This window comes from Pseudomonas sp. 3B-A001-10F (assembly GCF_056313565.1).
In genome coordinates, this window is the sequence record NZ_JBQYFW010000013.1 from 33,900 (window position 1) to 59,037 (window position 25,138).

Annotated in this window: 18 protein-coding genes; 6 read left to right on the top strand and 12 right to left on the bottom strand. The window is 60.1% G+C overall.

The annotated features are described in order from the left end of the window. Window positions 1-37: 37 nt before the first annotated feature. Together AC0ZWN_RS14245 and AC0ZWN_RS14250 are read right to left on the bottom strand one after the other, a co-directional pair. The gene (locus AC0ZWN_RS14245; protein ID WP_476335482.1) at window positions 38-1,912 is read right to left on the bottom strand and encodes a putative bifunctional diguanylate cyclase/phosphodiesterase; all 1,875 of its coding nucleotides are present in this window, start codon (window positions 1,910-1,912) and stop codon (window positions 38-40) included. Beyond that, on the bottom strand, window positions 1,909-4,167 hold the full coding sequence (locus AC0ZWN_RS14250; protein WP_476335483.1) for a GGDEF/EAL domain-containing response regulator: 2,259 nt from the start codon (window positions 4,165-4,167) through the stop codon (window positions 1,909-1,911). Before AC0ZWN_RS14250 ends, AC0ZWN_RS14245 begins: the two co-directional genes overlap by 4 nt. 252 nt (window positions 4,168-4,419) lie before the next feature. Here AC0ZWN_RS14250 and nosR point away from each other — a divergent pair, with 252 nt between their 5' ends. The 4 genes from nosR to AC0ZWN_RS14270 all read left to right on the top strand — a co-directional run bounded on the left by nosR (window position 4,420) and on the right by AC0ZWN_RS14270 (window position 7,445). Beyond that, complete coding sequence (nosR, locus tag AC0ZWN_RS14255) at window positions 4,420-5,781, top strand: response regulator c-di-GMP phosphodiesterase, NosR family (protein WP_095048305.1); 1,362 nt, start codon at window positions 4,420-4,422, stop codon at window positions 5,779-5,781. A 67-nt stretch (window positions 5,782-5,848) separates the two neighbouring features. Next, window positions 5,849-6,283, top strand: coding sequence for an NUDIX hydrolase (locus AC0ZWN_RS14260; protein ID WP_460409894.1), 435 nt, complete (start codon window positions 5,849-5,851; stop codon window positions 6,281-6,283). Between the two features lie 23 nt (window positions 6,284-6,306). Beyond that, window positions 6,307-6,945: a LysE family translocator gene (locus AC0ZWN_RS14265; protein ID WP_460409893.1), complete on the top strand. Its 639-nt coding sequence runs from the start codon at window positions 6,307-6,309 to the stop codon at window positions 6,943-6,945. 2 nt (window positions 6,946-6,947) lie between these two features. Continuing rightward, window positions 6,948-7,445 (top strand): GNAT family N-acetyltransferase, encoded by a 498-nt coding sequence (locus tag AC0ZWN_RS14270; RefSeq protein ID WP_460409892.1) that lies wholly within the window; start codon window positions 6,948-6,950, stop codon window positions 7,443-7,445. Between the two features lie 52 nt (window positions 7,446-7,497). Here AC0ZWN_RS14270 and AC0ZWN_RS14275 read toward each other — a convergent pair whose 3' ends face one another. From AC0ZWN_RS14275 to AC0ZWN_RS14285, 3 genes are all read right to left on the bottom strand, one after another. Then, window positions 7,498-8,433: an IS110 family transposase gene (locus tag AC0ZWN_RS14275; RefSeq protein WP_476335484.1), complete on the bottom strand. Its 936-nt coding sequence runs from the start codon at window positions 8,431-8,433 to the stop codon at window positions 7,498-7,500. Between the two features lie 291 nt (window positions 8,434-8,724). Next, window positions 8,725-9,642 (bottom strand): transcriptional regulator MetR, encoded by a 918-nt coding sequence (gene metR, locus AC0ZWN_RS14280; RefSeq protein ID WP_007916739.1) that lies wholly within the window; start codon window positions 9,640-9,642, stop codon window positions 8,725-8,727. A gap of 149 nt (window positions 9,643-9,791) precedes the next feature. Beyond that, window positions 9,792-15,338 (bottom strand): dermonecrotic toxin domain-containing protein, encoded by a 5,547-nt coding sequence (locus AC0ZWN_RS14285; RefSeq protein WP_476335485.1) that lies wholly within the window; start codon window positions 15,336-15,338, stop codon window positions 9,792-9,794. Between the two features lie 218 nt (window positions 15,339-15,556). On the opposite strand from AC0ZWN_RS14285, the gene AC0ZWN_RS14290 reads away from it, so the two are divergent. Both AC0ZWN_RS14290 and AC0ZWN_RS14295 read left to right on the top strand, forming a co-directional pair. Next, window positions 15,557-16,591 (top strand): alpha/beta fold hydrolase, encoded by a 1,035-nt coding sequence (locus tag AC0ZWN_RS14290; protein ID WP_093430592.1) that lies wholly within the window; start codon window positions 15,557-15,559, stop codon window positions 16,589-16,591. A gap of 178 nt (window positions 16,592-16,769) precedes the next feature. Further along, a complete protein-coding gene (locus AC0ZWN_RS14295; protein ID WP_476335486.1) occupies window positions 16,770-17,429 on the top strand; it encodes a DsbA family oxidoreductase in 660 nt (219 codons plus the stop codon). A gap of 176 nt (window positions 17,430-17,605) precedes the next feature. Here the strand turns inward: AC0ZWN_RS14295 and AC0ZWN_RS14300 are convergent, their stop codons facing one another. The 7 genes from AC0ZWN_RS14300 to AC0ZWN_RS14330 all read right to left on the bottom strand — a co-directional run bounded on the left by AC0ZWN_RS14300 (window position 17,606) and on the right by AC0ZWN_RS14330 (window position 24,621). Further along, window positions 17,606-17,944, bottom strand: a complete 339-nt coding sequence (locus AC0ZWN_RS14300) for a GlpM family protein (RefSeq protein WP_095048299.1) — start codon at window positions 17,942-17,944, stop codon at window positions 17,606-17,608. A gap of 11 nt (window positions 17,945-17,955) precedes the next feature. Then, entirely contained in the window at window positions 17,956-19,284 is a 1,329-nt protein-coding gene (aauR, locus tag AC0ZWN_RS14305; RefSeq protein WP_095048298.1) for a two-component response regulator AauR, read from the bottom strand. Next, complete coding sequence (aauS, locus tag AC0ZWN_RS14310) at window positions 19,281-21,182, bottom strand: two-component sensor histidine kinase AauS (RefSeq protein ID WP_095048297.1); 1,902 nt, start codon at window positions 21,180-21,182, stop codon at window positions 19,281-19,283. The genes aauR and aauS overlap by 4 nt, the downstream gene beginning before the upstream one ends. Before the next feature lie 170 nt (window positions 21,183-21,352). Next, window positions 21,353-22,087: an amino acid ABC transporter ATP-binding protein gene (locus tag AC0ZWN_RS14315; RefSeq protein ID WP_007963947.1), complete on the bottom strand. Its 735-nt coding sequence runs from the start codon at window positions 22,085-22,087 to the stop codon at window positions 21,353-21,355. After that, window positions 22,084-22,755 (bottom strand): amino acid ABC transporter permease, encoded by a 672-nt coding sequence (locus AC0ZWN_RS14320; RefSeq protein WP_003227756.1) that lies wholly within the window; start codon window positions 22,753-22,755, stop codon window positions 22,084-22,086. The genes AC0ZWN_RS14315 and AC0ZWN_RS14320 overlap by 4 nt, the downstream gene beginning before the upstream one ends. Next, window positions 22,755-23,501, bottom strand: coding sequence for an amino acid ABC transporter permease (locus tag AC0ZWN_RS14325; RefSeq protein WP_016986630.1), 747 nt, complete (start codon window positions 23,499-23,501; stop codon window positions 22,755-22,757). The genes AC0ZWN_RS14320 and AC0ZWN_RS14325 overlap by 1 nt, the downstream gene beginning before the upstream one ends. Window positions 23,502-23,694: 193 nt before the next feature. Beyond that, window positions 23,695-24,621 (bottom strand): glutamate/aspartate ABC transporter substrate-binding protein, encoded by a 927-nt coding sequence (locus tag AC0ZWN_RS14330; protein ID WP_476335487.1) that lies wholly within the window; start codon window positions 24,619-24,621, stop codon window positions 23,695-23,697. Window positions 24,622-25,138: the final 517 nt, after the last annotated feature.

The following is a 25,138-nucleotide window of genomic DNA, read 5'->3' on the forward strand; positions in this document are numbered from 1 at the left end:
CATTTGTCTCCCTGACTCAAGGCCGGTTTCACAGTGATCATTCAATCGTCCAGGGCGCAGGTTGCGTACCGGCCAGCAACCGCGCAAATGCGTCTGCGGGCAGGGCTTCGCTGAAAAAGTAGCCCTGGCCTTCTTCGCAGTGATGGGCCTTGAGAAAAGCGAGTTGGTCAGCGGTTTCGATGCCTTCGGCGATGACGTCCAGTTCCAGACTCTTGCCCAGGTTGATGATGGCGCTCACCAGCGCGGCATCGTTGCGGTCGTTGCACAGGTTGCGAATGAATGATTGGTCGATCTTCAGCACATCGATGGGAAATCGCCTCAAGTAGCTCAGGCTGGAATAGCCGGTGCCGAAGTCATCAATGGCCAGACGCGTGCCCAGCGTTTTCAGGCGATTGAGCGCCGTCATCGTCGCCTCGACGTTTTGCATCAGCACGCCTTCGGTGATTTCCAGCTCCAGCCACTCGGGCGCCAGACCTGTCTGCTCCAGGACGCGCTCGATGCCAGCGACGAAGTCACGCTGGCGAAAATCGATGGGTGACGTGTTGACCGACATGCGGATCGGCGGCAGTCCGGCCAGTTGCCAGGCACGGGTCTGACGACAAGCTTCAGCCAGTACCCATTTGCTCAACGGCACGATCAGGCCGCTGTCCTCGGCCACCGGGATGAAGTCCGACGGATAGACCCAGCCATGCCCGGGTTTCTGCCAGCGCAGCAGTGCTTCGGCACCCACCACTTTGGCACTGCGCAGGTCGATTTTCGGCTGGTAGTGCAGGACGAACTCATGCGCCTGCAGGGCGCGGCGAATGCCCGACTCGATGCTGTGCTGTTCCCGGGCGTGCTGGTTCATGGCTTCGATGAAAAAGCCGATGTTGTCAGGCCCCTGTTCCTTGACGTTGCGCATCGCGGTCTCGGCTTTCTTGATCAGCTCGGTGGCTTCGAGGCCGTCTTCGGGGTAGACGCTGATGCCGAGGCTGGCGGTGACACTGACGTCGTGGCCGGCAATCGTCTGCGGCAGGCGAATGGCGGCGAGGAGTTTTTCCGCGATGCCGTGGGTTTGCTGAGGGTGGTTGATGTCGCCGAGGATCACCACGAACTCATCGGAACCGTAGCGAAACACCGAGTCCGAATCACGCACGCAGGACAACAGTTGCCGGGCGACCCGTTTGAGCATCTCGTCACCCGCCGGATGGCCCAGCGCATTGTTGATGCGCTTGAAGCGATCCAGACCGAGAAACATCACCACCAATTGTTTGTCATGCCGTCGGCACACGGCCATGGCCTGACTCAGGCGATCACCGAGCAGGGTGCTGTTGGGCAGCTCCGTGAGGCTGTCGTATTGCAGCAGGTGCGAGACCTTGAGCAGTTCGTGCACCCGCGCCTCGATGGTCCGCTCAAGGCTGAGCATCTTCAGCGCCGCGTCCTGCGCCAGTTGCCATTTCCAGGTCAGGGCGTTGGCCATCTGACGGATTTCCAGACTGTCGAACGGCTTTTTCAGGATTAGTAATTGATCGCCGAACTCCAGCCGTTCGGCCATCGCCTCCCAGCTGTAGTCGCTGTACGCCGTGCACAAGGCGATTTGCAGGTTCGGGTCGACCCGCCACAGTTGCTCGATGGTTTCCAGGCCATCCCAGCCGGGCGGCATGCGCATGTCGATAAAGGCGAGGGCGTAGGGATTGCCACTGGCCAGTGCGCGGTTGACCAGCGCCAGCGCTTCCTGGCCCTGATAGGCGGAGTCGAGCTGGAAGCTCAGGTGCGGCGTCTGCTGGGTGCCGAACAGCGTCTGCTCCAGTTGCTGCAAATCGATGGCGTCCGTCACCTGCGGGGCGAGGATCTTGCGAAAGTCATCGTGGATCGCCGGCGTGTCGTCGATGATCAGGATGCGCCGGTTGGTCTGCGGAAAAGGCGTTTTCATGCCTCGTCCTCCTTTGGTGTCAGCCGGCAACTGTCCTTGAGTAAATGCCCGGCTTGTTCGGCGCTGACCGCTGCGCTGAAATACATGCCCCGGGTGCTGGGCAGCGGGGGCGCGGTGGGGGGCGTGCACGGTTGATCCGACGATGGCTGGCCTTCGGCAATGATGTCGATGTCCAGATCCCGGGCGAAGTTGACGATCGCGCGCAGGGCGTTGGCACTGGCAACATCGTGGGCGGCACTGTCGACGAAACTCTGCGCCAGTTTGAGGTGATTGACCCGGTAGGTTTTCAGGTAGTCGAACGAGGAGTATTCGGTGCCGAAATCATCGATGGCGATGCTCACGCCCAGTTCACGCAGGCGCGGCAACGCGTCGTTGTGCGTCCACTTGGTCTGGGCCAGTGTGGCCTCGGTGACATCGAAACGCAGGTCCCAAGGGGCGAGTTCCCAACGGGCGGTGGTGCGCAGCACGTTGTAGATCAGCTCGGGGCCGCTCTTGAGTTGGGCCAGCGAAAGTTTGATCGCCATTACGGGCGGCGCGACGCCTTCGTTACGCCACAGATGCATCTGGTGGCAGGCGTGATCCAGCACCCAGCGCCCGAGCGGAATGATTGCGCCGGTTTTCTCTGCAATCGGCACGAAGTCGCAGGCCTGCAGCAGGCCGCGACGAGGATGCTGCCAGAGGACTTGTGCCTCCATGCCGAGAATCCTGCCGCTGTGCAGATCGACCTCCGGCGCATAGCGCAGCATCAGCTCATTGCCCTCAAGGGCGGTCATCAATTCGCTGACCAGAGTCATGCGTTCGGCCACTTCCCGAGAGATTTCCTCGGAGTGGAAGTGGTACTGGTTGCGGCCCATTTCCTTGGCGCGGTACAGCGCCATGTCGGCTTGCCCGAGAAGCGCGTCGGCATCGAGGCTGAGGTCGCTGTAACTGCTGATGCCGATGCTCACCGAAATATGCAGCGCATTACCGGCCAGGTGGTAGGGCGCCAGCAGCGTGTCGCGAATCTTGGCGGCCATCGCGGCCGATTGGGTCGGGTCGCTGACGTCCAGTTGCAGGATCGCGAATTCGTCACCGCCCAGGCGCGCCACTACGTCACTTTCGCGGACATCGGACTTGATGCGCCGGGCGACTTCCTGCAACAGCAGATCGCCCACCGGGTGGCCGAAGGTGTCATTGATCCGCTTGAAATGGTCGAGGTCCAGGTAGAACACCGCGAACGGCATGGCGCCCCGTCGCGCGGCGGCGAACGCTTGATGCAGGCGCTCGATCAGCGTGGCGCGATTGGCCAGCCCCGTGAGGCCATCGGAGCGGGCGAGCAAGGCCAGTTTGTCCTCGGCCAGGCGGCGCTCGGTGATGTCGAGGATGATGCCTTCGACTTCCAGCAGACGGCCGTCATCATCGCGCACCGGGATGTAGCGGTTCTCCACCCAGCGCCAGGTGCCCTGGCCTGTGCGCATGCGGAACTCGATGGACGCGCCCGACGCATGCCGATCCAGCACCCGGGCCATGGCCGCATCGACGTTCGCCTGATCGTCCGGATGAATCAGTGCCTGCGCCCAGTCGGGCGAACCCACCAGGTCGGCGGCGACATGGCCGTAACGGGTGATGTTGTGGGAGATGTACATCAGCGCAAACGAGGGTTCGCCGCGCAGACGGTAAAGAATGGTCGGGCTGTTCTGCACGATCACATTGGCGTCGGACAGCTCCCGGGTGCGCTCCTGCACCGCAGCTTCCAGCAGGCTCATCTTCAGTTCAGCGTCTTCGGTCATCTGCCATTTGACCGTAAGGGCGCTGGCCATCTGGCGGATCTCGATGGCGTCGAAGGGCTTTTTCAAAATCAGCAAGCGGTCGTTCAGCGCCAGACGCCGGTCGATGTCTTCCCAGGAATAATCGGAATAGGCCGTGCACAGCGCAACTTGCAGCTTGGGGTCGACCTGCCACAGCCGTTCAATGGTCTCCAGACCATCCCAGCCCGGTGGCATGCGCATGTCGATGAAGGCCATGGCGTAGGGGCGGTTTTGCGCCAGCGCGGCCTCAAGTTTTTCCAGGGCTTCGCGGCCCTGAAACGCCGAATCCAGTTCGAAATGTTGGGTTTGTGGTGCGGACGGCGTGCCGAACAGCAGGCTCTCGGTTTCGCCCAAACCATCGTCACCGGGGATGACCGGGCTGAGAATCTTGGCGAAATCGCCATGGATCGCCGGGCTGTCGTCAACGATCAGCACGCGGCGATTGATGTGCACGGTTGGCGCTGTCATGTCGCGCCACCCGTGGGGAGGCATGCTGTGGTGATCCGGGGCATCCTTTTCCCTCGCCATTTGCCTGTTTGTATCAGCCGATGGAGTCTTGCGCTGCCTTCAGCATAGTCGGCTCCCCGGCACTGCGCTTTCGGCCCCGGACAAAGATCGGCGTGAATGCCGGCCAAAATCATCTAGCCTTGGACTCAGGCGCGGACCGGCGAAGTGTTGGCTTGGTGCGTCGTAATTTCCCTGTTTGCTTGAGGCCATGCCATGGAAGAGCCATCCGCGCCGCTGCCGGCGCATCGACCCACAGTGCTGCTGGTCGATGACGAGGAGTCGATCCTCAACAGCCTGCGCCGCCTGTTACGCGGCCAACCCTACGATCTGCTGTTGGCCACCAGCGGCGCTCAGGCGCTGGAGATCCTCGCGCAGCAGCCGGTCAACCTGGTGATGAGCGATGCGCGGATGCCGGGCATGGACGGTGCTTCGTTGCTGGCGCATGTCCGTGAACGTTTTCCGGCGACGGCGCGGATCATGCTCACCGGCTATGCCGACCCGGCGGCGATCATCAAAGCCATCAATGACGGGCAGATTCACCGGTACATCAGCAAGCCGTGGAATGACGAAGAGCTGTTGCTGATTCTGCGCCAGTCCCTCGAACACCAGCATTCCGAGCAGGAGCGCCAACGGCTGGAGCGCTTGACCCGGGTGCAGAACGATCAGCTCAAACTGCTTAACAGCACTTTGGAAAAGCATGTCGCAGCGCGCACCGCCGAACTGCAGCAAACCGCCGACATGCTCGATCTGGCGTACGAAGAGCTCAAGCACAGCTATGTCACCGGTACTGAAGTGTTTTCGTTGCTGGCCAATCTGCGCTTGCCACCTGCCAAACAGACCAACCGGCAGATCATCGAACTGGTGCGCAGCTACTGCAAACAGCATGGGCTGGACGAGGCCACCAGCCGTGATCTGACCATGGCGGCGGCGTTGTACAACATTGGCAAACTGAGCTGGACCGACGCGATGATGACCACGCCCTCGGATCTGCTGCGCCATACCGAACGCGAGCGCTATCGCAGCTATCCGAAGCAGAGCGAATCGTTGCTCATGACCCTGGACCCGATGAAGGATGCGGCGCGTCTGATCCTGCATCATCAGGAGCGTTGGGACGGCAGCGGCTTTCCCGACCGGCTCAAGGGCGAGGGCATTCCGTTCGGTTCACGCTTGCTGAAACTGGCGGTGGATTTCGTCGAGTTGCAGCGCGGTCTGATCCTTGAGCGGCAGATGAACAGCGATGAAGCGCTGCTGTACCTGCGCCAGTACGCCGGACGTTTGTACGATCCCGATCTGGTCGAGGATTTCATTCAGGTGTGTGCCGCGTTCCTCAGCGACGTGACGCTGGCAGATCCGTCGGTCAAGGTGCTGTCCACTCGGGATCTGGCGGCGGGGATGATTCTGGCGCGCAACCTCAATGCCGATAACGGCATGCTGCTGCTCAATGCCGGCAAGGTGCTCAGCGCGCTGTTGGTGGAAAAGCTGATTGCGTTTGAAGCCATGGAGGGCGGCAAGTACACGATTTTCGTCAAGGTGCCGGAGGAGGTTGAAGCCACGCTCAAGGCGCAGGGGGAATGATCGGTGAGGTGACGTCATTGGGCCGGGCATGGGATCCTTGCGGTTTTTCCAGGCCGGTGGCTGATCCATGACTTGTGCATCCGTTGTCTCTGCAAACCTCATTCGTATAGCCGCCGCGCTGTTGCTCAATCCCGCAGGCCAGACTCTGTTGGTGCGCAAGCGCGGCACCACGGCGTTCATGCAACCGGGCGGCAAGATCGAGGCGCACGAGTTGCCGGTGCACGCGCTGGCCCGCGAGCTGGAAGAAGAGCTGGGCTTGCAGATCGATCCGGCGCAGGCGGCTTTTCTCGGCCAGTTCTCGGCGCCTGCGGCCAACGAGCCGGGGTGTGTCGTGCAGGCCGAGATCTTTCAACTGACGATCAAGGCCGACGTCACACCGGCGGCGGAAATCGAAGAAGTGATCTGGGTCGATCCGGCCACTGATCCTGCTGTGGTTCTGGCGCCATTGACACGTGACCTGATCCTGCCGTTTTATCGCAAGTCGCTGAACGCAATCGCCTGATCATCCACGCAAAGGACTTTGCCATGATCCCGCTTCAAGACTTGCTGATCTTCGCCGCTGCCGCATTGCTGATGGTGCTGACGCCGGGGCCGAACATGATCTATCTGATTTCGCGTTCGATCTGTCAGGGACGCAAGGCCGGGGTCACGTCGTTGCTCGGTGTGGTCAGTGGATTCTTTGTGCATATGTTCGCCGCGGCTGCGGGATTGACTGCGGTGTTTCTGGCAGTGCCGATGGCCTATGAAGTGCTGAAGTGGGCCGGTGCGCTGTACCTGCTGTGGCTGGCCTGGCAAGCAGTGAAACCCGGTGCGCGCTCACCGTTCGAGGCGCAGCAATTGCCGCCGGACTCGTCGCGAAAGCTGATCACCATGGGCTTTCTCACCAGCGCGCTGAACCCGAAAATCGCCGTGTTCTACCTCTCGGTGTTTCCGCAGTTCATCTCCCCTGAACACGGTTCGGTGTTCACCCAAAGCATCATTCTCGGCCTGACCCAGATCAGCGTCAGTTTCTGCGTCAATTTGCTGATCGCGCTGTTCGCGGCGGGCATCGCTTCGTGGTTTGTGCGTAACCCGACGTGGCTGGCGCTGCAGCGTTATTTCATGGGCTTAGTCCTCGGCGGCCTCGCTGTGCGGCTGATGCTTGAGCAACGCAGGACGGCGTGAACATGTGGATCGAACGGCTGGACGCCAGTCATGCCCTGGCTTACCGCGAACTGATGCTCGAAGCCTATGACCGCCATCCGCAGGCGTTCACCTCCAGCGTTCGCGAACGCGCGGTGATGCCATTGAGCTGGTGGGAAGGGCGCCTGACCAGCAAGCTCGATGTGGTGCTTGGCGCGTTTGAAGCCGGCGCGCTGGCCGGCATCGTCGGCCTGGCCTTTGAACCGCGCGAGAAGGCTCGCCACAAGGCCACGTTGTTCGGCATGTACGTCTCGACGGATTTTCGCCAGCACGGTCTGGGCCATGAACTGGTACAGGCGGCCATTACCGAAGCGCAAAACCACTCGGCACTGAAACTGCTCCAGCTTACCGTTACCGCCGGCAATGACGCCGCGTTCAATCTCTACCAGCGCTGCGGCTTTATCCAGTTCGGCCTCGAACCGTTGGCGGTGCGGGTGGGCGAAGACTACTTCGACAAGATCCACATGTGGCGTCAACTCTGATATTGCGCTGACCCCTGTGGGAGATTCTATGTTGCCCAGCAACCCTAAAATCTCAGGCTGATCGGTATTCGCCCTGACTTTTCATCAGGGCGAATGCCACTCGACAGAGCTTGCGAGCAAGGGCCACCAACGCCTGTGTTTTCGAGAAGCCTCTGGCCAGGTAAGACTCGTAAAATGGTTTCCACTTGGCTGAGCGACTCGCCGCCATCGCGGCGTTGTACGTCAACCGCCGGATCTCCGGATCTCCTTTTTTGGTCAGGAATCTCGGGCCATTCTTTTTACCCGAATCGTCTACCGTCAGATCCATACCCAGAAACGCGATGAAGGCATCGCTATTGGCAAAGTCACCGCGCATGTAGGTCGTTGCCAACCCGGTTGCAGTCAGCTCTCCGACGCCTTCGATCGCTTTGCAGCGGTCAATATTATCTTCGATACCCGCCTCTTTGCTGACCTTGCGCAGTAGTTTCTGAATGACCTGATCGGATCGCTCGAAGGCCTTTTGCTGGGCGGTACGTTCTTTTTTCAGCAAGGGTTCATCCGCCCAGCTCAACATTAGCCCCGTATGGTTCTGAATTAACGTCGCGCGCCTGTGCAGCAAGCTTTTCAGTACGGTATAGGCCTTGGGTGGCGGGTTCCAAAGCCGCAATTTGCTTTGCTCATTCGTCAAATAACGCGCGAGCACGCGTGCATCGCAGGGATCATTTTTGGCCCGTTGACCGACCCCGCGACGATAATGGCTAACTCGATAAGCATCTACGACATAGACCTGATGCCCCATCGTATGAGCCAGATCAACAGTCTCCAAGTGGTAGATGTTGGTGGCTTCGACAGCGATAGCGCTTTGCGCGGGCAAAGTTTTGAGCCAACGTTTGAGGGAGGCTCGATCATTTTTGACCGACTCAATTGTTTCCAGGTCAGCACGATAGACAACGACCTCGGCCTTGGCGATATCGATACCAACAACCGTCTGCGAAGTAAGGATTGTCATGACGAATCCTCGGAGCTAGGGTTTAAGAGCTTGTTGGGGGCTACCGTTGCGCTGGCTTGTCTCTATCGTCGGTTTTTACCGATGAATTCCTTATCGGCGCTTTGGGTAGAAGGGGCGGGACGAGAAGTCTCCCACGGTCTGTACTGGTCAGAGTCAGAATCGAGTCTGTAGTCCCGCCCACCCCTTCAAGTCTAAACATACAAGCGAGCCTGCTCGCGAAGGCAATCTGACAGTCACTATTTGTGTGTCTGATACATCGCTTTCGCGAGCAAGCTCGCTCCCACAAGTGACTCAGCGAACCGCGCTGACACCGTCCAGGGTCGAGAACGACGTGTCCTTCGCCGTCAGGAGAAAATCCCGCATGTACGGTGCATCGAGCATGTCGGTGCGAATCGCCGCGTATAACGTTGCGAACAAACCTTTTTCCCCCAGCCGTTTACCCTTCACGTAACCGCGCGAGCTGTATTCGTGCAGCGCCCAGTGCGGCATGCCGCAAACACCACGACCACTGGCGACCAGTTGCATCATCATCACCGTCAGTTCCGAAGTGCGCACCTGCGCCGGCTCGATGTCGGCCGGCTCCAGGAAGCGTGTGAAGATGTCGAGACGGTCGCGTTCCACCGGGTAGGTGATCAGCGTTTCCGTCAGCAAGTCTTCGGGGACGATGTACGGCTTGCTCGCCAGCGCATGCTGATTGGCCACGGCAAGCATGGCTTCGTAGGTGAACAGCGGTACATAGGTGATGCCGGCGATTTCCAGTGGATCGGAAGTCACCACCAGATCCAGATCGCCACGCGCCAGCGCCGGCAGCGGTGCGAAGGCGAAACCCGAAGCGAGGTCGAGTTCGACTTCCGGCCAGGCATCGCGGAACTGGTCGATGGTCGGCATCAGCCACTGAAAGCAGCTGTGGCATTCGATGGCCATGTGCAAACGCCCGGCCGTACCACCGGCGAGACGGCCGATATCCCGCTCGGCGGCGCGCAACAGCGGCAGGGTTGCGTCAGCCAGTTGCAGCAAGCGCAAACCGGCGCTGGTGAACCGTACCGGTTTGGTCTTGCGCACGAACAACGCCATGCCCAGGCGTTCCTCAAGCTCCTTGAACTGGTGGGACAGCGCCGACTGCGTCAGGTGCAAACGGTCGGCGGCATCGACCAGGCTGTCGGCTTCACGCAAGGCGTGCAGGGTTTTCAGGTGACGGATTTCAAGCACCGAAGGCTCCATGAGGAAAACTTGTGATAAGCGCAAAGAGGGTGAGTTTGTCTCATGATGATAGCGCTGTCGACATCGACGCGTTCTTTTACGGCAGAACCGCCGAGTGATGGCTCGGCAGTTCTTCCTATGACTACAGTGCCTTATGCTCAGAGTCCCTCGAAATGCCGCAGGGCAATGGACTGTGCAGTGATTCTGGAATCAAGCAGGGTCGGGTCGTCAGCGTGAGTCAGCTTGCGATGCGCCGGCAGTTTCAGGTGGGCTCTTTCGAATTGGCGCAAGGGGCGGGTCGCCGAACGGTAATGGAAATGCACGTACCAGAGTAATTGCGCGGGCTCCTGTGTGAGGTTCCAGACCTCATATTCCTGCAGGTAGTTGGGCCGCCCCTGATGATCAGCCAGTTTTCGGATCGCAAGGGGTTTGCGGATCTCCACCGCGTTCTGTCCGATGAGGTCATCAAGCATGCCGTCGGTGGGCTTTTGACTGGTCATCGAGCGTTGGGTGCGCAAGGCGCGACCTTCGACGATCAGCTCGGCGGCCTGATCGCGCAATTGCTGGATGATCGGTTGCTCTGCCGATTTGGCAGCGATACCGTCGGCACGGGTGGTGAGTTCACTCGCATGACTGTCCATCATGTGCTGCAGGTCGACGGGCAGCATGCCGCGATTGGCGTTGCTCTGCACCGTGGTGCGGTAAGTGGCCACGTTCTCCAGACGTTGCTGTGCCTCGCTTATCAGGGTGGCCAGACTCAGCTCGGCGGGGGAGGGAACTGCCAGGTTTTGCGGGTTGGTCAGGCGCACGACGCCATCGGCGCCATGTTCCCAGATTTCTTCATAGCCTCCAATCCCGGTACTTCTGTATTGACGGGCGTTGGTCAGGTTATCCCATTGCTCCACGCCATGGCGCAATTGGTTGTCATCAGTGATGAACACGCGCTGCAGGGGTCGCCCCGCGACCCTCGGTTCGGGTGGCCTGTTGATAGCGGCACGCGCTCGATCAGTCAAGCGATCAATGCCTTCCAGCAGAGGCTCGACTACGTCCAGATGAAAAAATTGCGGATAGCTGGCGGTCCAGACGACCATCTCGCGACGATACTCGACGCAAGTGTCGACGCATTCCTGAAGAATGCGATTACGTTGGGCGGTCGTGCTCTGCATGTTCGGCAGGTCGTACTGGCGGTACAGATGCAGATCGATTCTATTGCGCAGTGGCTCTGCCATCGTCACAAAATAGCGCCACGAGGCATCGTCGGGGCTGCCGGCTTTTCTGACGATTTCCAGGCGTTGGGAGGTTTTCAGGTACAGCAGGATGGGTTCACTGTGACGGCTGTTAGTGTTATCGACCAGTGCCGACATTTTCGGCCGGTCTTTAGCCAGCATGCGTCCATACCAGTGATTGACCTGGTCCCTGAGTTCGCCCAACTGATCGAGCTGGTTGACGATCTCGACACGAAACCTGTGTATGTTTTCAATGTGTTTCAAACGTTCAGCCACAGCATCACCCGGCAGCGCATTGTGTAGCTGCTTCAATCGGTCGATTGCTCGTGTCATGCCATGAATTTTATGCGACAGGTGAAAGGCGCGCCGCTGGTAACGATCAGTCAACAGCCATGCGGTCTTGCTTTGCATTTTGGCGACAGTCCTGTGTTTTCTGCCTTGGGTCAGCGCAGTCAACTCGGTCAACGCCTCATAACGTTGCCTGGCCAGTTGGATATCGCCAATGCATGCGGCTTCGGCCGTTGGCAACATGGTCAGGCGTTGCGCTTCCGTGGCTTCGGCGTAGGCATTGATCACCTGGTCACTTTTCGCTCCCCTGAGTTGCAATTGGCGGCCCAAATTGTTTGCAGTGGCGGCCAGTTGATGGTGGCGGCGGAAGTTTCGATCTACCAGCCAGCGCGGCAGGCGTTGCCGAATCACCGACGGCCAGTAAGGGTCGAGTGTATCGACCAGGCGCCCGCCGACATTGCCACCCCCCACCACGCCACCTTCAAGGGCTGTGCCATAGACGCCAAACCAGGTATCCCATTGCCCGCTTTCATCCAGTGCGATCGGCTGCTTGTAGGTTTTTCGCGAGTTGCCGGACAGACGCCAGCTGCGCGAATCCCGGCTCAGCTCCACTTGGTAGACGCGGCCCTGACGTTCGATGAAGTCGCCGTCGGCAAGCCGGTAGATCCCGCGGTAGAGGCCGTGGCTGGCCGGTTCTGTGCCGCCCAGGGAAATCGGTTTTTCATAGTCGTAATCCTTGAAGCGCGCCAGCACATGTCGGGCGTGACGCTGCGACTTGACCTGCAGTGTCGCCACATCGCGCACCACCGCGTGCAGCTGACGCGCCCGTGTCAACGCGCGGGTCGTCCGGGAGAGCGTCGAGGCCGCGGCTTCACCCGGGAGCAGATCCATGAAGGCGTCGATCAGCGACAGCAGCATTGACTCGATTTCCACCAGACCGTCAGCCACGTCACCACGCAAGAACGCGGCGGCTGCCTGATTGGCAGCGGTCCAGGCCTGATAGAGGGCCAGCACACTGCCGACGAAGGGCACCATGCCCACGGCCATTTTGATGTAGTTGAAGGCACGCGGGCCTTTCAGGGCGTAGCGCTCGAAGAACAGTTCATCGTTGGAGCGCGACGTGCCGCGATGGGCCTCGATCAAGCGTCCCATGTGCGCATCGAGCAGGTGTGCGGCCAGCGAGGTACTGGCCGGCCAGCGCACACCGACTTCGATGATCGCATCGAAGTTTTTTTCCACGGCCTGACCGATTCGGTTGACATGGGCCCTGACGTTACCTTGCAACGTTCTGTGCGCCAGGTACTTGATCCACTTGTCACTTGCGCACAAGGTGAACAGCCCTTTGCGCGCCGCTTCGAGCGTGTCGTAGCGGCGCAAGAACTGCCCGTCATGGCTGTCCGGCAGGTACAGCAGGGTGACGCCGCTGATCTGCTCTTCGATGAAGCTGACGCCGGACAGGGTCACCGGGCCTTCGCCGGGGGTGTCCTTGCCGCCGACTTTCAGCGACACCGGCAACAGCACAAGACGCTTGCCGCTGGCTTGCCACGCCTGTGAGGTGTCGGCGTCGATGGCGATGTTCAGCAGTGCCGCTTCATCAGCGCTGAGGTGTTTTTGCAGGCGTGCATTTTCGCTCTGTATTTTCAGCATCAGGCGCCACGGCTCGATCAGGCTTTCCCGGCGATGTTGTTTGACGAATGCTGACTCGCTGGCGGCGCCCTGAAAGGCGTCACGGATCTTCTGCTCATAGACTTTGGGCAGGTCCAGCTCCGGCAGAACCTTGCGCAGATAGGTCAGGTTGATGCCGTTGAGCAGGCGCGTCCGATCCTTTTTATGCGTCGCGGTGATTTCCAGACGCAAGAAGATCAAGCGTTGTGACAGCGAGTCATTGAGCACCGATTGCACGTTATCGATATTGAGCTGGGCCAGGTCCTCCAGTGACATTTTGCTGCGTGCTTTGCTGGGCACAATGGTCGTGATCTTTCTGACGCCACCCGGCCCCGACTCCGGGACCTGTTCGGTTTTGGTCGAGTCGGGCAGTTCGACTTGTATGGAAAAGTCGCCCTCAAGGGAAAAGTCCCTGCGCAATCGGGCGTGCAGATGGCGGCGGGTGAAGTCATCACGAGGTTCCAGCGCAAGGGTCATGAGGGCGTGGCTTTGACGCATCGCCGCGACGTACGCCTCGATGTTCTGTTTCAGCGCGCTACGCTCGTTTTCCTTGAGTTTGACCAGCCAGCCCGGCAGGTGGCCGGCGAGGGTGCCGCTACGTTGCTGTTCCTGCAGATGAGTGAAAGCCAGGTGTCTGGCGGCGTGCAGCGGAACCTGAAGATTAGCCAGGCAGCCCTGGCGCAGAACCTCCAGCGCATCAGCCTGTTCGGGTTTGCCGCGCAGGGGTGTGGCTTTCGCTTCGAAGTCGCTCACCAACGCGTTGAGGCAATAATGCAACGGGTCGGTGGTGATCGGACTCAGTTGCAGGGCCAGGTCGTTGTCGTCGTCGAGAATCCTGAACACCTCGCGCGCCAGTGTCCGGCGATCGGCAAAGCGTTGCAGGCCACCGCCATTGCCCGGCCAGTAGAGCATCAGACTGGAAGTGTCCGAGAGTGCCGCTTGGCGTTCGATGACGAGTGCGCCCTTGAGCACTTCGCTTTGCGTTGTTGTGATTCCGTCCTTGGTTTCGCTCAGTGACAAGGTCAGGCTGGCCGCCGTGATATCCGTGTCACGCTCGGCCGCGACGGGGGTGTCCAGCAAGGCCTTGAGCAGATCGTGTTCGGCGCTGTTAAGTTGGCCAAGGGTTGCTTGCAGTCTGCCTTCGGCATACAGGCCGTCCCGGTGTGCCTGACGCAGGGCACTGAGGGCGGTGTTGAAGGTATTCGCGTCGAGGGCCGTTTCGCGGTAAAGCAGGGTTGTGGCAGCGGTCGCGCCAGTTTGTTCGGCGGCTTCCAGCGCTTTGAGGGCGTCCTGGCATTCTCGGTATCGAGAGCCGTCGCTGTCATTGTCCTGCAAGCGCTCAAGCGCCTCGCGTTGGCGTTTGAGCGCCGCGTGGCGCACCGCCAGTGGAATCCCGGCGGACAGGCTGCCGAACAGCGGTGTTTCGTCGGTCTCGACATCGCTGGCGGAGTTGAGCGGTTTTGGCGGCGCCGCCACGATGATCGCGCTGCTGCGCTGATGATCAATCAGGTCGACATGCACCAGTGAGCGCGCGCCATGCGTCCTGAGCCCGGGATGGCCTTTGTTGGTATTGCTCAAGGCGTCGAGCTGCGCGTGGTGACGGTCGGCGAACAGATCGCTGGCGCCAGTGACCATCGGGTCAAGCGCTGCGCTGTAGTCAACGCGAAGGATTTCCTTGGGTAGTCCGGTGGGGATCTGTACCTGATGGGTCAGCCACGTCTGCATGTCTGCGCGGGTGGTGAAGGCCTGGATCGATATGGCGTTTCCGGGCAGATAAAGCAAAGGCGCCGCCGTGGCCAAATCGCCGACGCTGACGACCCATGCACCGGGGAGTTTGATTTTGCTGTCGTTGCTCAGCACCAGGGCCAACTTTTCCGTGTGCACAGGTTGACCCTCGATTGTCAGCGCGCCAGCACCTGAATCAATGATCAGTTGCAGCGTTTTGAGTTGCGCCGGGGTAATCGTCTGATGGGCGAGAGCCATGTGCGCGGTGGCTTCGAAATGCTCGCGGTAAAGCTGCGTGGCGCGGCTACGTCGCGACACCGGTGTGCGCGGCGCTCGCGCGTCCCAGAATTCTGCCCAGCGAATCTCGTGGCTTTTGCGTGGGTCGAGGGCTTTGAGTTTTTCCAGGAGCTGCCGGGGCTTCAGGGTGGATAACAGATGGCCCGCGCGGATACCGGTGAGGACACAACGCTGATCCAGATCGGTTTCCAGTGTCGGGTGTTGAACGACAAAGGCACAGGCGTCGGTGAGGCTGACGATGTGCTCCGGCTGGTCAGCGGTGGCCGCAAAGCGCAGTCCGGTCTTTTCGCCGTCCAGTTGCAGTTGTTGGCGCAGCAATTCATTGACGCTGTCGCGCAGGGCCGGGCTGGCGGCAAACAAATCGCGCAAACCCTCGCTGCTGTCGCGCCAGCGTTGGCAAGCCTGCAGCAGCAGGCTGTCATCAATCGTTTTCGGCAGCTGTTCGACGGCCTCGGGCAACGGTGACGGTGCGGGGAACTCATCCAGAATAAGACGCTCGAGCATGGTGGCGTGACTCGCATTGGCGGGGCGGGGAATCCGTCCCTGAGCGGGTCATTCAAGAGAAATCGCCCAAGGCGATGGTGGTACATAGATATTGTTTGCAACCACCGCCCATGACCACTCGGCACTCTTCATCAAACTGTCATCGAAGTGTGGCAGCGCGCTTGAACAAACTTCATCAGACTCGCGCTCTACTGGGGTTCTGCGTTTCGGTGTTTTTCATGGTCAAGGGTTTTGTATCGGTCGCGGCTGTTCTGGTCGCGATTTTTTTCGGATCGTCGTCTTGGGCGGCGGCGCGTTGCGACGTCAATGTGCCGACCGAGCACGCTGATCTGCAGCAGGTGAGCCTGGCTTATCAGAGCATTGGTCGCGCGTCGGATCCGGCGTTGTTGCTTGTCATGGGCTTGGGTGGACAGTTGATCCACTGGCCGGACGAAGTAGTGGTTGCGCTGTGTCAGCAGGGTTTTCGGGTGATTCGCTATGACAACCGCGACGTCGGTCTGTCGACCTGGCGGCAGGCGCCGGCTGACGCCAATCTGACCTTCGAAGTGCTGCGCTACAAGCTCGGTCTACCGGTGGCAGCGCCTTACAGCCTGACCGACATGGCAGACGACGCGCTGGGGTTGATGGACGCGTTGCACGTCGAGCAATTTCACGTGCTGGGCGCGAGCATGGGCGGGATGATTGCCCAGCACATGGCGGCGATGGCACCGCAGCGGGTCGAGAGTCTGACATTGATCATGACCACCTCGGGCGCCGAAGGTCTGCCGGCACCCAGCGCGGCGCTGGTGCAGTTGTTGTCGCGTCGCGGCGCACCGAATCGACAGGTGGCGCTGGAACAGCAGGCTGATCTGCTGGCCGCGCTGGGCAGCCCGGCGGTCACCGATGATCGCCAGGTCTTGCTGCATCAGGCTGCGCTGTCGTATGACCGCGCGTTCAATCCCGAAGGCGTGAAGCGGCAGATCATGGCGATTCTTGCCGAGCCGAGCCGGGTGGCATTGCTCAATCAATTGCGGGTACCGACGCTGGTGGTGCATGGCACGGCGGATCCGTTGTTGCCGGTGATGCACGGGGTTCATCTGGCGGCGCATATTCGCGGCAGCCAGTTGAAACTGATTCCGGGGTTGGCGCATCGCTTTCAAGAGGCGTTCAAGGAGCCATTGCTGGCGGCGGTGCTGCCGTATTTGCAGGCGCATCGTGAAGACACTTCGCATTGGGCACAGATTGAGCCGGTGGTGGGCGGGAATCTGCTGTAATCGAGGTATTTGTATCGCCTGAGCGGGCCTCTTCGCGAGCAGGCTCGCTCCCACAGGGGAACGCATTCCAAGGGTGGGAGCGAGCCTGCTCGCGAAGGGGCCACTACGGTCACCACAAAATCCGGAGCAGGTGTATCGTGCAAACTTTCCCGCACGATTTCCCCCCGCGAGGTGTGTGATGAGTTCTGCCTTGAAAATCGATTTTGTCAGCGACGTCTCCTGCCCCTGGTGTGTCGTCGGTTTGCGTGGCCTGTTACAGGCACTGGAGATCCTACGCAACGAAGTGCAGGCCGAGATCCGTTTTCAGCCGTTCGAACTCAATCCGAAAATGGGCGCAGACGGGCAGAACATCGCTGAGCACATTCAAGAGAAGTACGGCTCGACCCCGGAGCAATCGCAGAAAAATCGCGAAGCCATTCGTGCCCGTGGCGCTGAACTCGGGTTTGCGTTTCGCACTGACGGCAACAGCCGTATCTACAACACTTTCGATGCGCACCGCTTGCTGCACTGGGCCGGGCTCGAAGGTGTGCAACTGCTGTTGAAAGAGGCGCTGTTCAAGGCGTATTTCAGCGATGGTGGCAATCCGTCGGATCATCGGCAACTGGTGCAGATTGCGGAAAGTGTCGGGCTGGATCGTCAGCGAGCCGAGGCGATTCTGGCGTCCGATGAGTTTGCCGATGAGGTGCGTGAAGAAGAGCAATTGTGGTTGCAGCGCGGGGTGAGTTCGGTGCCGACTGTGGTGTTCAACGGTCAGTATGCGGTGACGGGCGGGCAGCCGGTGGAGACGTTTGTCGGGGCGATCCGGCAGATTATGGCTGACGCCTGCCCCTCACCCTAGCCCTCTCCCTGAGGGAGAGGGGACTGATTGGGGGATGCTGGAGTGATACGCCGACGTGAACGTGCTGTACCGAATCCATAATCAACTGGATCTTTCAGGTCAATGTCAGACGCAAGACACCTCGGTCGGCCCCCTCTCCCGGAGGGAGAGGGCTGGGGTGAGGGTGGCTTTTGCACTTAGCCGTGCAGGCGCACCCACACAGTCACCAACACCGTGGCGGCCATCAACCAGGCCACCGCCGCCACCGCCAGCGATGCCTCCAGCCGCAGCCGATCCACCATCACATACAACGTCGCCAAATACACAAAGTACGGAATGATCGACCACATGCCGAACACAATCGTGGTCTTCAAATCCTCAATCGAACGCCCCTTGCCGACGATGTAATGCGCAATCAGCGCAAACGTCGGAAACAGCGGGACCAATCCGGCGATGTAGTAGTTTTTGGTTTTCGACAGCGCCGCGATGATCAGTACTACCGCGGCGCCCAACAGGGCTTTGAAAAACAGATCCACATCGTTCTCGCTTAATGGCTCAACCCGTACTTTTTCACTTTGTCGAACAGCGTGGTCTTGGCCATGCCCAATTCCAGGCTGGCCTGAGTCAGGTTACCGCCGCTGCGTTGCAGGGCGTCGCTGAGCAGGTTGCGCTCGAAGGCTTCCACCGCTTCGGCAAACGCCAGGCCTTGGCCGCCAGCGCTGGTGCCGGACTTCTTGAACGCCGGCAGGCCGAGGGCAAAACGTTCGGCGACGTTGCGCAGTTCGCGCACATTGCCTGGCCAATCGTGGCTCATCAGGTTCGACAGGGTCTGGTTGTCCAGCTCCGGCAGTGCGCGGTCGAAGCGCAGTGCTGATTGCTGGGTGAAGTGTTCGAACAGTTGCAGGATGTCTTCGCGGCGTTCGCGCAGTGGTGGCAGCTCCAGCGTTACCACGTTGAGGCGGTAGTACAAGTCGCTGCGGAACTCGCCGGCCTTGCTCGCTTCGTCGAGGTCGGATTTGGTTGCTGCGATCACCCGGCAATCCACGGCCACGCTCTGGTTCGAGCCGAGACGTTCGAGGGTGCGCTCCTGCAACACGCGCAGCAGTTTGATCTGCAATGGCAGCGGCATGCTTTCCACTTCGTCGAGGAACAGCGTGCCGCCGTCGGCGTGTTCGATCTTGCCGATACGGCGTTTGCCGGCACCGGTAAAGGCGTTGGCCTCGTGGCCGAAAATCTCGCTTTCGAAAAGGTTTTCCGGCAGACCGCCGCAGTTCAGCGCGACGAATTGCTTGCTGTGGCGCCGACTGAAATCGTGCAGGCAACGCGCGACCAGTTCCTTACCGGTGCCGGTCTCGCCTTCGATCAGCACGTTGGCCGAAGTGTCGGCGACGTTGGCAATCAGTTCGCGCAGGTTCTGCATCGCCGGCGAGCGGCCAATGATCCGCCCCTCAAGGGAGTCGCGCTCGGCCAGTTGCCGGCGCAGCGATGAGACCTCGCGGGCGAGGCTGCGTTGCTCCAGCGCCCGCCGTGCGACGTCGACCAGGCGCTCCGGCGAGAACGGTTTTTCCATGAAGTCATAGGCGCCTTTCTGCATCGCGCCGACGGCCATGGAAATGTCGCCGTGGCCGGTGATCAACACCACCGGCAGGCTGCGATCACGTTGCTTGAGGCGGGTCAGCAGTTCTAGGCCATCGATGCCCGGCAGGCGAATGTCGCTGATGACGATGCCGGCAAAGTTGTCGCCGACGCGCTCCAGCGCTTCTTCTGCACTGCCGACGCCGACACAGGGAATGTCTTCGAGGGTCAGCGCCTGTTGGCAGCCGAGCAGCACATGGGGGTCGTCTTCGACGATCAGCACACTAAGGTCGTGGTTCATATTGGCTCGGCAGGAGTAGGGCTTACCAACGGTAAACTGAGGACGAAGGTGGTGCCACCGCTGGCCGGGTGTTCGACACCCAGATGCCCGCCGGTGGCGGCGGCGAGGCTGGCGGAAAGGGTCAGGCCAAGGCCCAGGCCTTGTTCGCCGGGTTTGGTGGTGAAGAACGGTTCGAACAGATGCTTGCGCGCTTCAGCGTCGATGCCGTGACCGTTGTCACGTACGCGCAGGCGGTATTTGGCGTTGAATTCTTCACCCTCCAGCCACAGCTCGGGCAGGGGTTGCGCCTGCATGGCGTCGAGGGCGTTGCCGATCAGGTTGACCAGAATCTGTTCGAGGCGGGTCTGGTCGATCTGCACCTGGACATCGATGAACTGGCGGTGAATGTTGACCGCCGAACTCTCCAGGCGTGCCCCGAGCAATTGCAGCGCGGCCTCCACGGCTTTGCCGAGGCTGGCCTGGCCCTGGTTGTCACCGCGCCGGGCGAACGAACGCAGGCTGGCGGTGATCCGGCCCATGCGGTCGATCAGCTCGTTGATGGTTTTCAGATTGGTGCTGGCGACATCCAGTTGGCCCCGTTCGAGGAAGCGCACGGTGTTGCCCGATAGCGTACGCATCGCCGCCAGCGGCTGGTTCAGTTCGTGAGCGATGCTGGTCGACATCTGACCGATGGCGGCGAGCTTGCCGGCCTGCACCAGTTCATCCTGCGCACGGCGCAACGTCTCTTCGGCCTGACGCCGTTCGCGGATCTGGCTCTTCAGGCGCTCGTTGCTGGCGCGCAGATCAGTGGTGCGTTCGGTAATCCGACGCTCCAGTTGATTGTTGGCTTCCTGCAAGGCTTCGCGGGCGGCGAGACGGGTGGCGATGACCTTGCGCCGCTCGTTCCAGGCGATCAACAGGAATGCCACCAGCGCAAACGCGACGGCGACCAGAATCCCTTGGTTGATGGCTTCGCGGCGCAGGTCCTGCAACGGCGTGAGCAGGGTGAAATTCCACGGTGTGTCGCTCAGTGGCCGGGTCTGTGCCAGATAGCTGATGTCGTCATCGTCGGAGCGCACTTCGCTGTTGGCGGGGAAGGTCAGTTTTTCCACGCCTTCGGACAGGGTTTCCCGGGCCAGCGGTTGCAGTTCGTTGAGCGGGAACCAGTAGTACTGCAGGCTGCGGGCGAGTTTTTCTTTGATTTCGTCGGTGAGCGGGATCACTGACTTGAGGCGTCGAGCCGGATCGCTGGAGAGAATGATGATGCCGTTCTCATCGCTGACAAAGGCTTCTAGACGCGCGCGTTGCCAGCGTTCTTCCATGGCTTCCAGGCGCACTTTGACCACGGCGACGCCGATGATCTTGCCATGCTCTTCGAGGCCGTGGGCGAGGTAATAGCCGGGCTCACCGTTGGTGCTGCCGATGCCGTAGAAACGCCCCGACTCGCCGCGTACGGCTTTCTGGAAATAGGCGCGGAAGGACAGGTCTTCACCGAGATAACTGTCGACATCGCGCCAGTTGCTGGTGGCCATGACACGGCCGGTGGTGTCCATCACGTAGATGGCCCGACTGCGACTGCGCCGGTTCAGGCCTTCAAGGTAATCGTTGACCGTTCGCCGGTGTTCCGGGGTCGGATCGGCCAGCAACTGCGACACACTGGTTTCGAGTTCCAGCAGGCTGGGCAGGTAGGTGTATTTGCTGATTTCGCTTTCGACGGCGCGGGCGTTCAGTTCGAGCTGACGCTGGCCGTTTTCGCCGAGGCTGCGAATGCCGAAATGCTCACTGGTCCAGAAGCCGGCGTAACCCAACCCGATCATCAGGACGATGACCAGTGGCGGCAGAAACAGATGACGAATCAGACGAGGCTTCACGGCAAGTGATGGCGGCGCGGCGCGATAGAGATTGGGGTCGCATTTCATCACAGTTGCCTTGGGTCAACCACCACACTTGCAGGCTCACCGCTGTCCCTGTGGGAGCGAGCTTGCTCGCGAAGAGGCCGGATCAGTCAACATCAATGTTGAATGTCAGTCCGCTTTCGCGAGCAAGCTCGCTCTCACAGGGATAAGTGTGATGGCGCAAGTACTCGGTTTTAGTGCTGCAGGATTTTCTCGAGGAAGTGCTGCGCGCGTTCGGAGCGGGCGCTGATGTCGCCGAAGAATTCCTCTTTCGGGCAGTCTTCGATGATCTTGCCGGCGTCCATGAAGATCACCCGGTCAGCCACTTTGCGCGCAAAGCCCATTTCGTGGGTTACGCACATCATGGTCATGCCTTCGTGGGCCAGTTGCACCATCACGTCGAGCACTTCGTTGACCATCTCCGGGTCGAGCGCCGAGGTCGGTTCGTCGAACAGCATGACGATCGGGTCCATCGCCAGCGCACGGGCAATCGCCACACGCTGTTGCTGACCACCGGACAGTTGCCCCGGATGCTTGTGGGCGTGAGCGGACAAGCCGACGCGCTCGAGCAATTGCAGACCTTTCTTGGTCGCTTCTTCCTTGCTGCGGCCCAACACCTTGATCTGCGCGATGGTCAGGTTTTCGGTGATGGTCAGGTGCGGGAACAGTTCGAAATGCTGGAACACCATGCCCACGCGCGAGCGCAGTTTCGGCAGGTTGGTCTTCGAGTCGGCAATCGAGGTGCCGTCGACGACGATGTCGCCTTTCTGGAACGGCTCCAGCGCGTTGACGCATTTGATCAGGGTCGATTTGCCGGAACCCGACGGGCCGCAGACCACGATCACTTCGCCTTTTTTGACCTCGGTGCTGCAATCAGTCAGCACCTGGAAGTCCCCATACCACTTGTTGATGTTCTTGATAGAGATCATACGGCGAACCTTTTTTGCAGACGCTTGACCAGCAGCGAGGCGGAAAAGCTGATGATGAAGTAGACGACACCGGCGAAGATCAGGAACTCGTTGGACCGGCCAATGATGTCGCCGCTGGAGCGGGCGGAGTTGAGGAAGTCCACCAAGCCCACGGTGTAGACCAGCGAGGTGTCCTGGAACAGGATGATCGACTGTTGCAGCAGCAACGGGGTCATCTTGCGGAACGCCTGGGGCAGGATGATCAGACGCATGGTCTGGCCATAGGTCATGCCCATCGCTTGGGCGGCGGCCATCTGGCCTTTGGGGATCGACTGCACACCGGCGCGGACGATCTCGCAGAAGTACGCGGCTTCGAACATCATGAAGGCCACGACGCAGGAGGTGAACGCACCGATTGGCGTGTCTTCACCGGTGATCCAGCGCAGTACGAACGGCACCGCCAGGTAGAACCAGGTGATCACCAGCAGCAGCGGGATCGAACGGAAGTAGTTCACATAAGCGCCGGCCACCCGCGACAGCAGTTTGCTCGACGACAGGCGCATCAGTGCGAGGATGGTCCCCAGCACGATGCCGCCGACCACGCCCATGACCATCAACTGCAAGGTCATGACCATGCCGTTCCACAGGCCCGGAATGGCGGGGATGATGCCGCTGAAATCGAAGTCCATTATTTACCCCCCACGGAGATCAGGCCGGGCACTGCGACTTTCTTCTCGACCATGCGCATCAGCAACATCAGGCTCATGTTCAGGGTGAAGTAGATCAGCGTGGCCAGGGTGAAGGCTTCAAACAGGTTGGCCGAGAACTCAGCGGTCTGTTTGGTTTGCGCCAGCAGTTCCATCAAACCGATCAAGGACGCCACGGAGGAGTTCTTGAAAACGTTGAGGAATTCCGAGGTAAGCGGCGGAATGATGATCCGGTAGGCCTGGGGCAGCAGCACGTTCCAGTAGATCTGCGGCAGCTTGAAACCCATGGCGCGCGCGGCGGATTCCTGGCCGCGTGGCAGCGCCTGAATGCCAGTACGCACTTGCTCGCAGACACGGGCGGCGGTGAACAGGCCCAGGCACACGACAACGCTCAGGTAAGCCGAGGTGGTCGGGTTGAGGTCCTGTTTGTACCAGTCCTGCAGGTTTTGCGGCAGCAGGTCGGGCACCAGGAAGTACCAGATGAACAGTTGCACCAGCAGCGGCACGTTACGGAACAGCTCGACGTAGCAGGTGGCGATGCCCGATACGATGCGGTTTGGCACCGTGCGCATGACCCCCAGAATGGAGCCCAGCAGCAAGGCGATGATCCATGCCACGATGGCGATGGCAATGGTCCAGCCCAAACCGGTGACGTACCAGTCGAGATAAGTCTCGCTGCCGACGCCGGTGGACTTGAAGAACACGCCCCAGTCCCAGTTGTAATTCATTAGGGTCTCCCCTCGAGATCGATCGATGTACAAGCACCCGCTTGGGGAAGATCCTTTCCCGCCTGACGTTGAACGTCAGGCACACGCGATCGGCTCGGAAACCGCCAGGTCGAGTGTTCCACAGTGAAGCCAGCAGGTAGTAACAAACGCCTGAGGGAGGGTCGCCCCCTCAGGAGACAAGGTTAGTCAGGAATCAGATTTTTACGTCAGGCGCCGGCTTGTCGCTCGGGTTGGCGATCAGATCTTTTACCTTGTCGCTCATCGGGAAGTTCAGGTTCAGGCCTTTTGGCGGGATCGGGCTCTCGAACCACTTGCTGTAGATCTTGTTGATCTCGCCGGACTTGTACAGCGCAACGATGGCGTTATCGACAGCCTTCTTGAAGGCCGGGTCATCTTTGCGAACCATGCACGCGTAGGCTTCGAAGGACTGCGGCGTACCGGTGATGATCCAGTCAGCAGGCTTCTTGGCCTTGGCTTCTTCGCCGGCCAGCAGTGCGTCGTCCATCATGAAGGCTACGGCGCGGCCGCTTTCCAGCATGTTGAAGGATTCGCCGTGGTCTTTGGCGGAGATGATGTTCATGCCCATCTGCTTGTCGGCGTTCATCGCTTTGATGATGCGCTCGGACGTGGTGCCCGCGGTGGTCACGACGTTTTTGCCTTTCAGGTCGGCAAAGTCAGCGTAGGACGGCTTGCCATCCTTGTCTTTCTTGACCAGCAGACGGGTGCCGATTTCGAAGATGTTGACGGTGAAGTCGACTTGCTGGGCGCGTTCGGCGTTGTTGGTGGTGGAGCCGCACTCGATATCCGCGGTGCCGTTCTGGATCAGCGGGATACGGGTTTGCGAGGTTACCAGGTTGTATTTGACCTGCAGGTCTGGCTTGTTCAGGTCTTTTTTCAGGGCTTCAACGATGGCCACTTGAATGTCGTGTGAGTAGCCCACTGGTTTGCCGGTAGCATCCGCGATGTAGGAAAACGGAATGGAGCTGTCGCGGTGAGCGAGCGTGATGGTGCCCGAATCGTTGATTTTCTTCAGGGTGCCGGTGAGTTCGGCGGCGAAAACTGGCGTGCTGATCAGAGCGGCCGCAATGGCTGCGCCCAGGATATGGGGAACGATGCGCATCAAATTTTCCTCGAATTGTTTTTTTTATGGAGCCAGTTCGTCGGCCCTTTTGTGCTTCGAATGCCTGACGGCTCCTGAAGTGTTGGCACAACAAGCATTCGTCGAGAGAGTGTAGAGCATGACTCGTGCCAGACCAGGATGATGTACTTAACTTTATGATTTATAACGTTATTAAAGTTTTGTGATGGTTTGTTTTGGCGTAACTGATCCGGTTTACCGAATCGACCGGGAAGTCGCGTTCGGAAAGCCGAACGATCAAAAGCCCCTCACCCTAGCCCTCCCGAAACGTCGGACCGCCCAGAGGGAGAGGGGACTGACTGCGGCGACTGGGTGAGATGCACCGACTTGAGATACCGAGTCGAACTCAGGCTTTACAGAGCACCTCGATCGCCTCCCTTCCCCCTCTACCCCCTGGGGGAGAGGGCTGGGGTGAGGGGGGAAAGATCTAACTGACACAATCAGGTCAACAGAACCCACAAAACAAAAAAGCCCCTGAATCTCTCAATTCTGGGGCTTT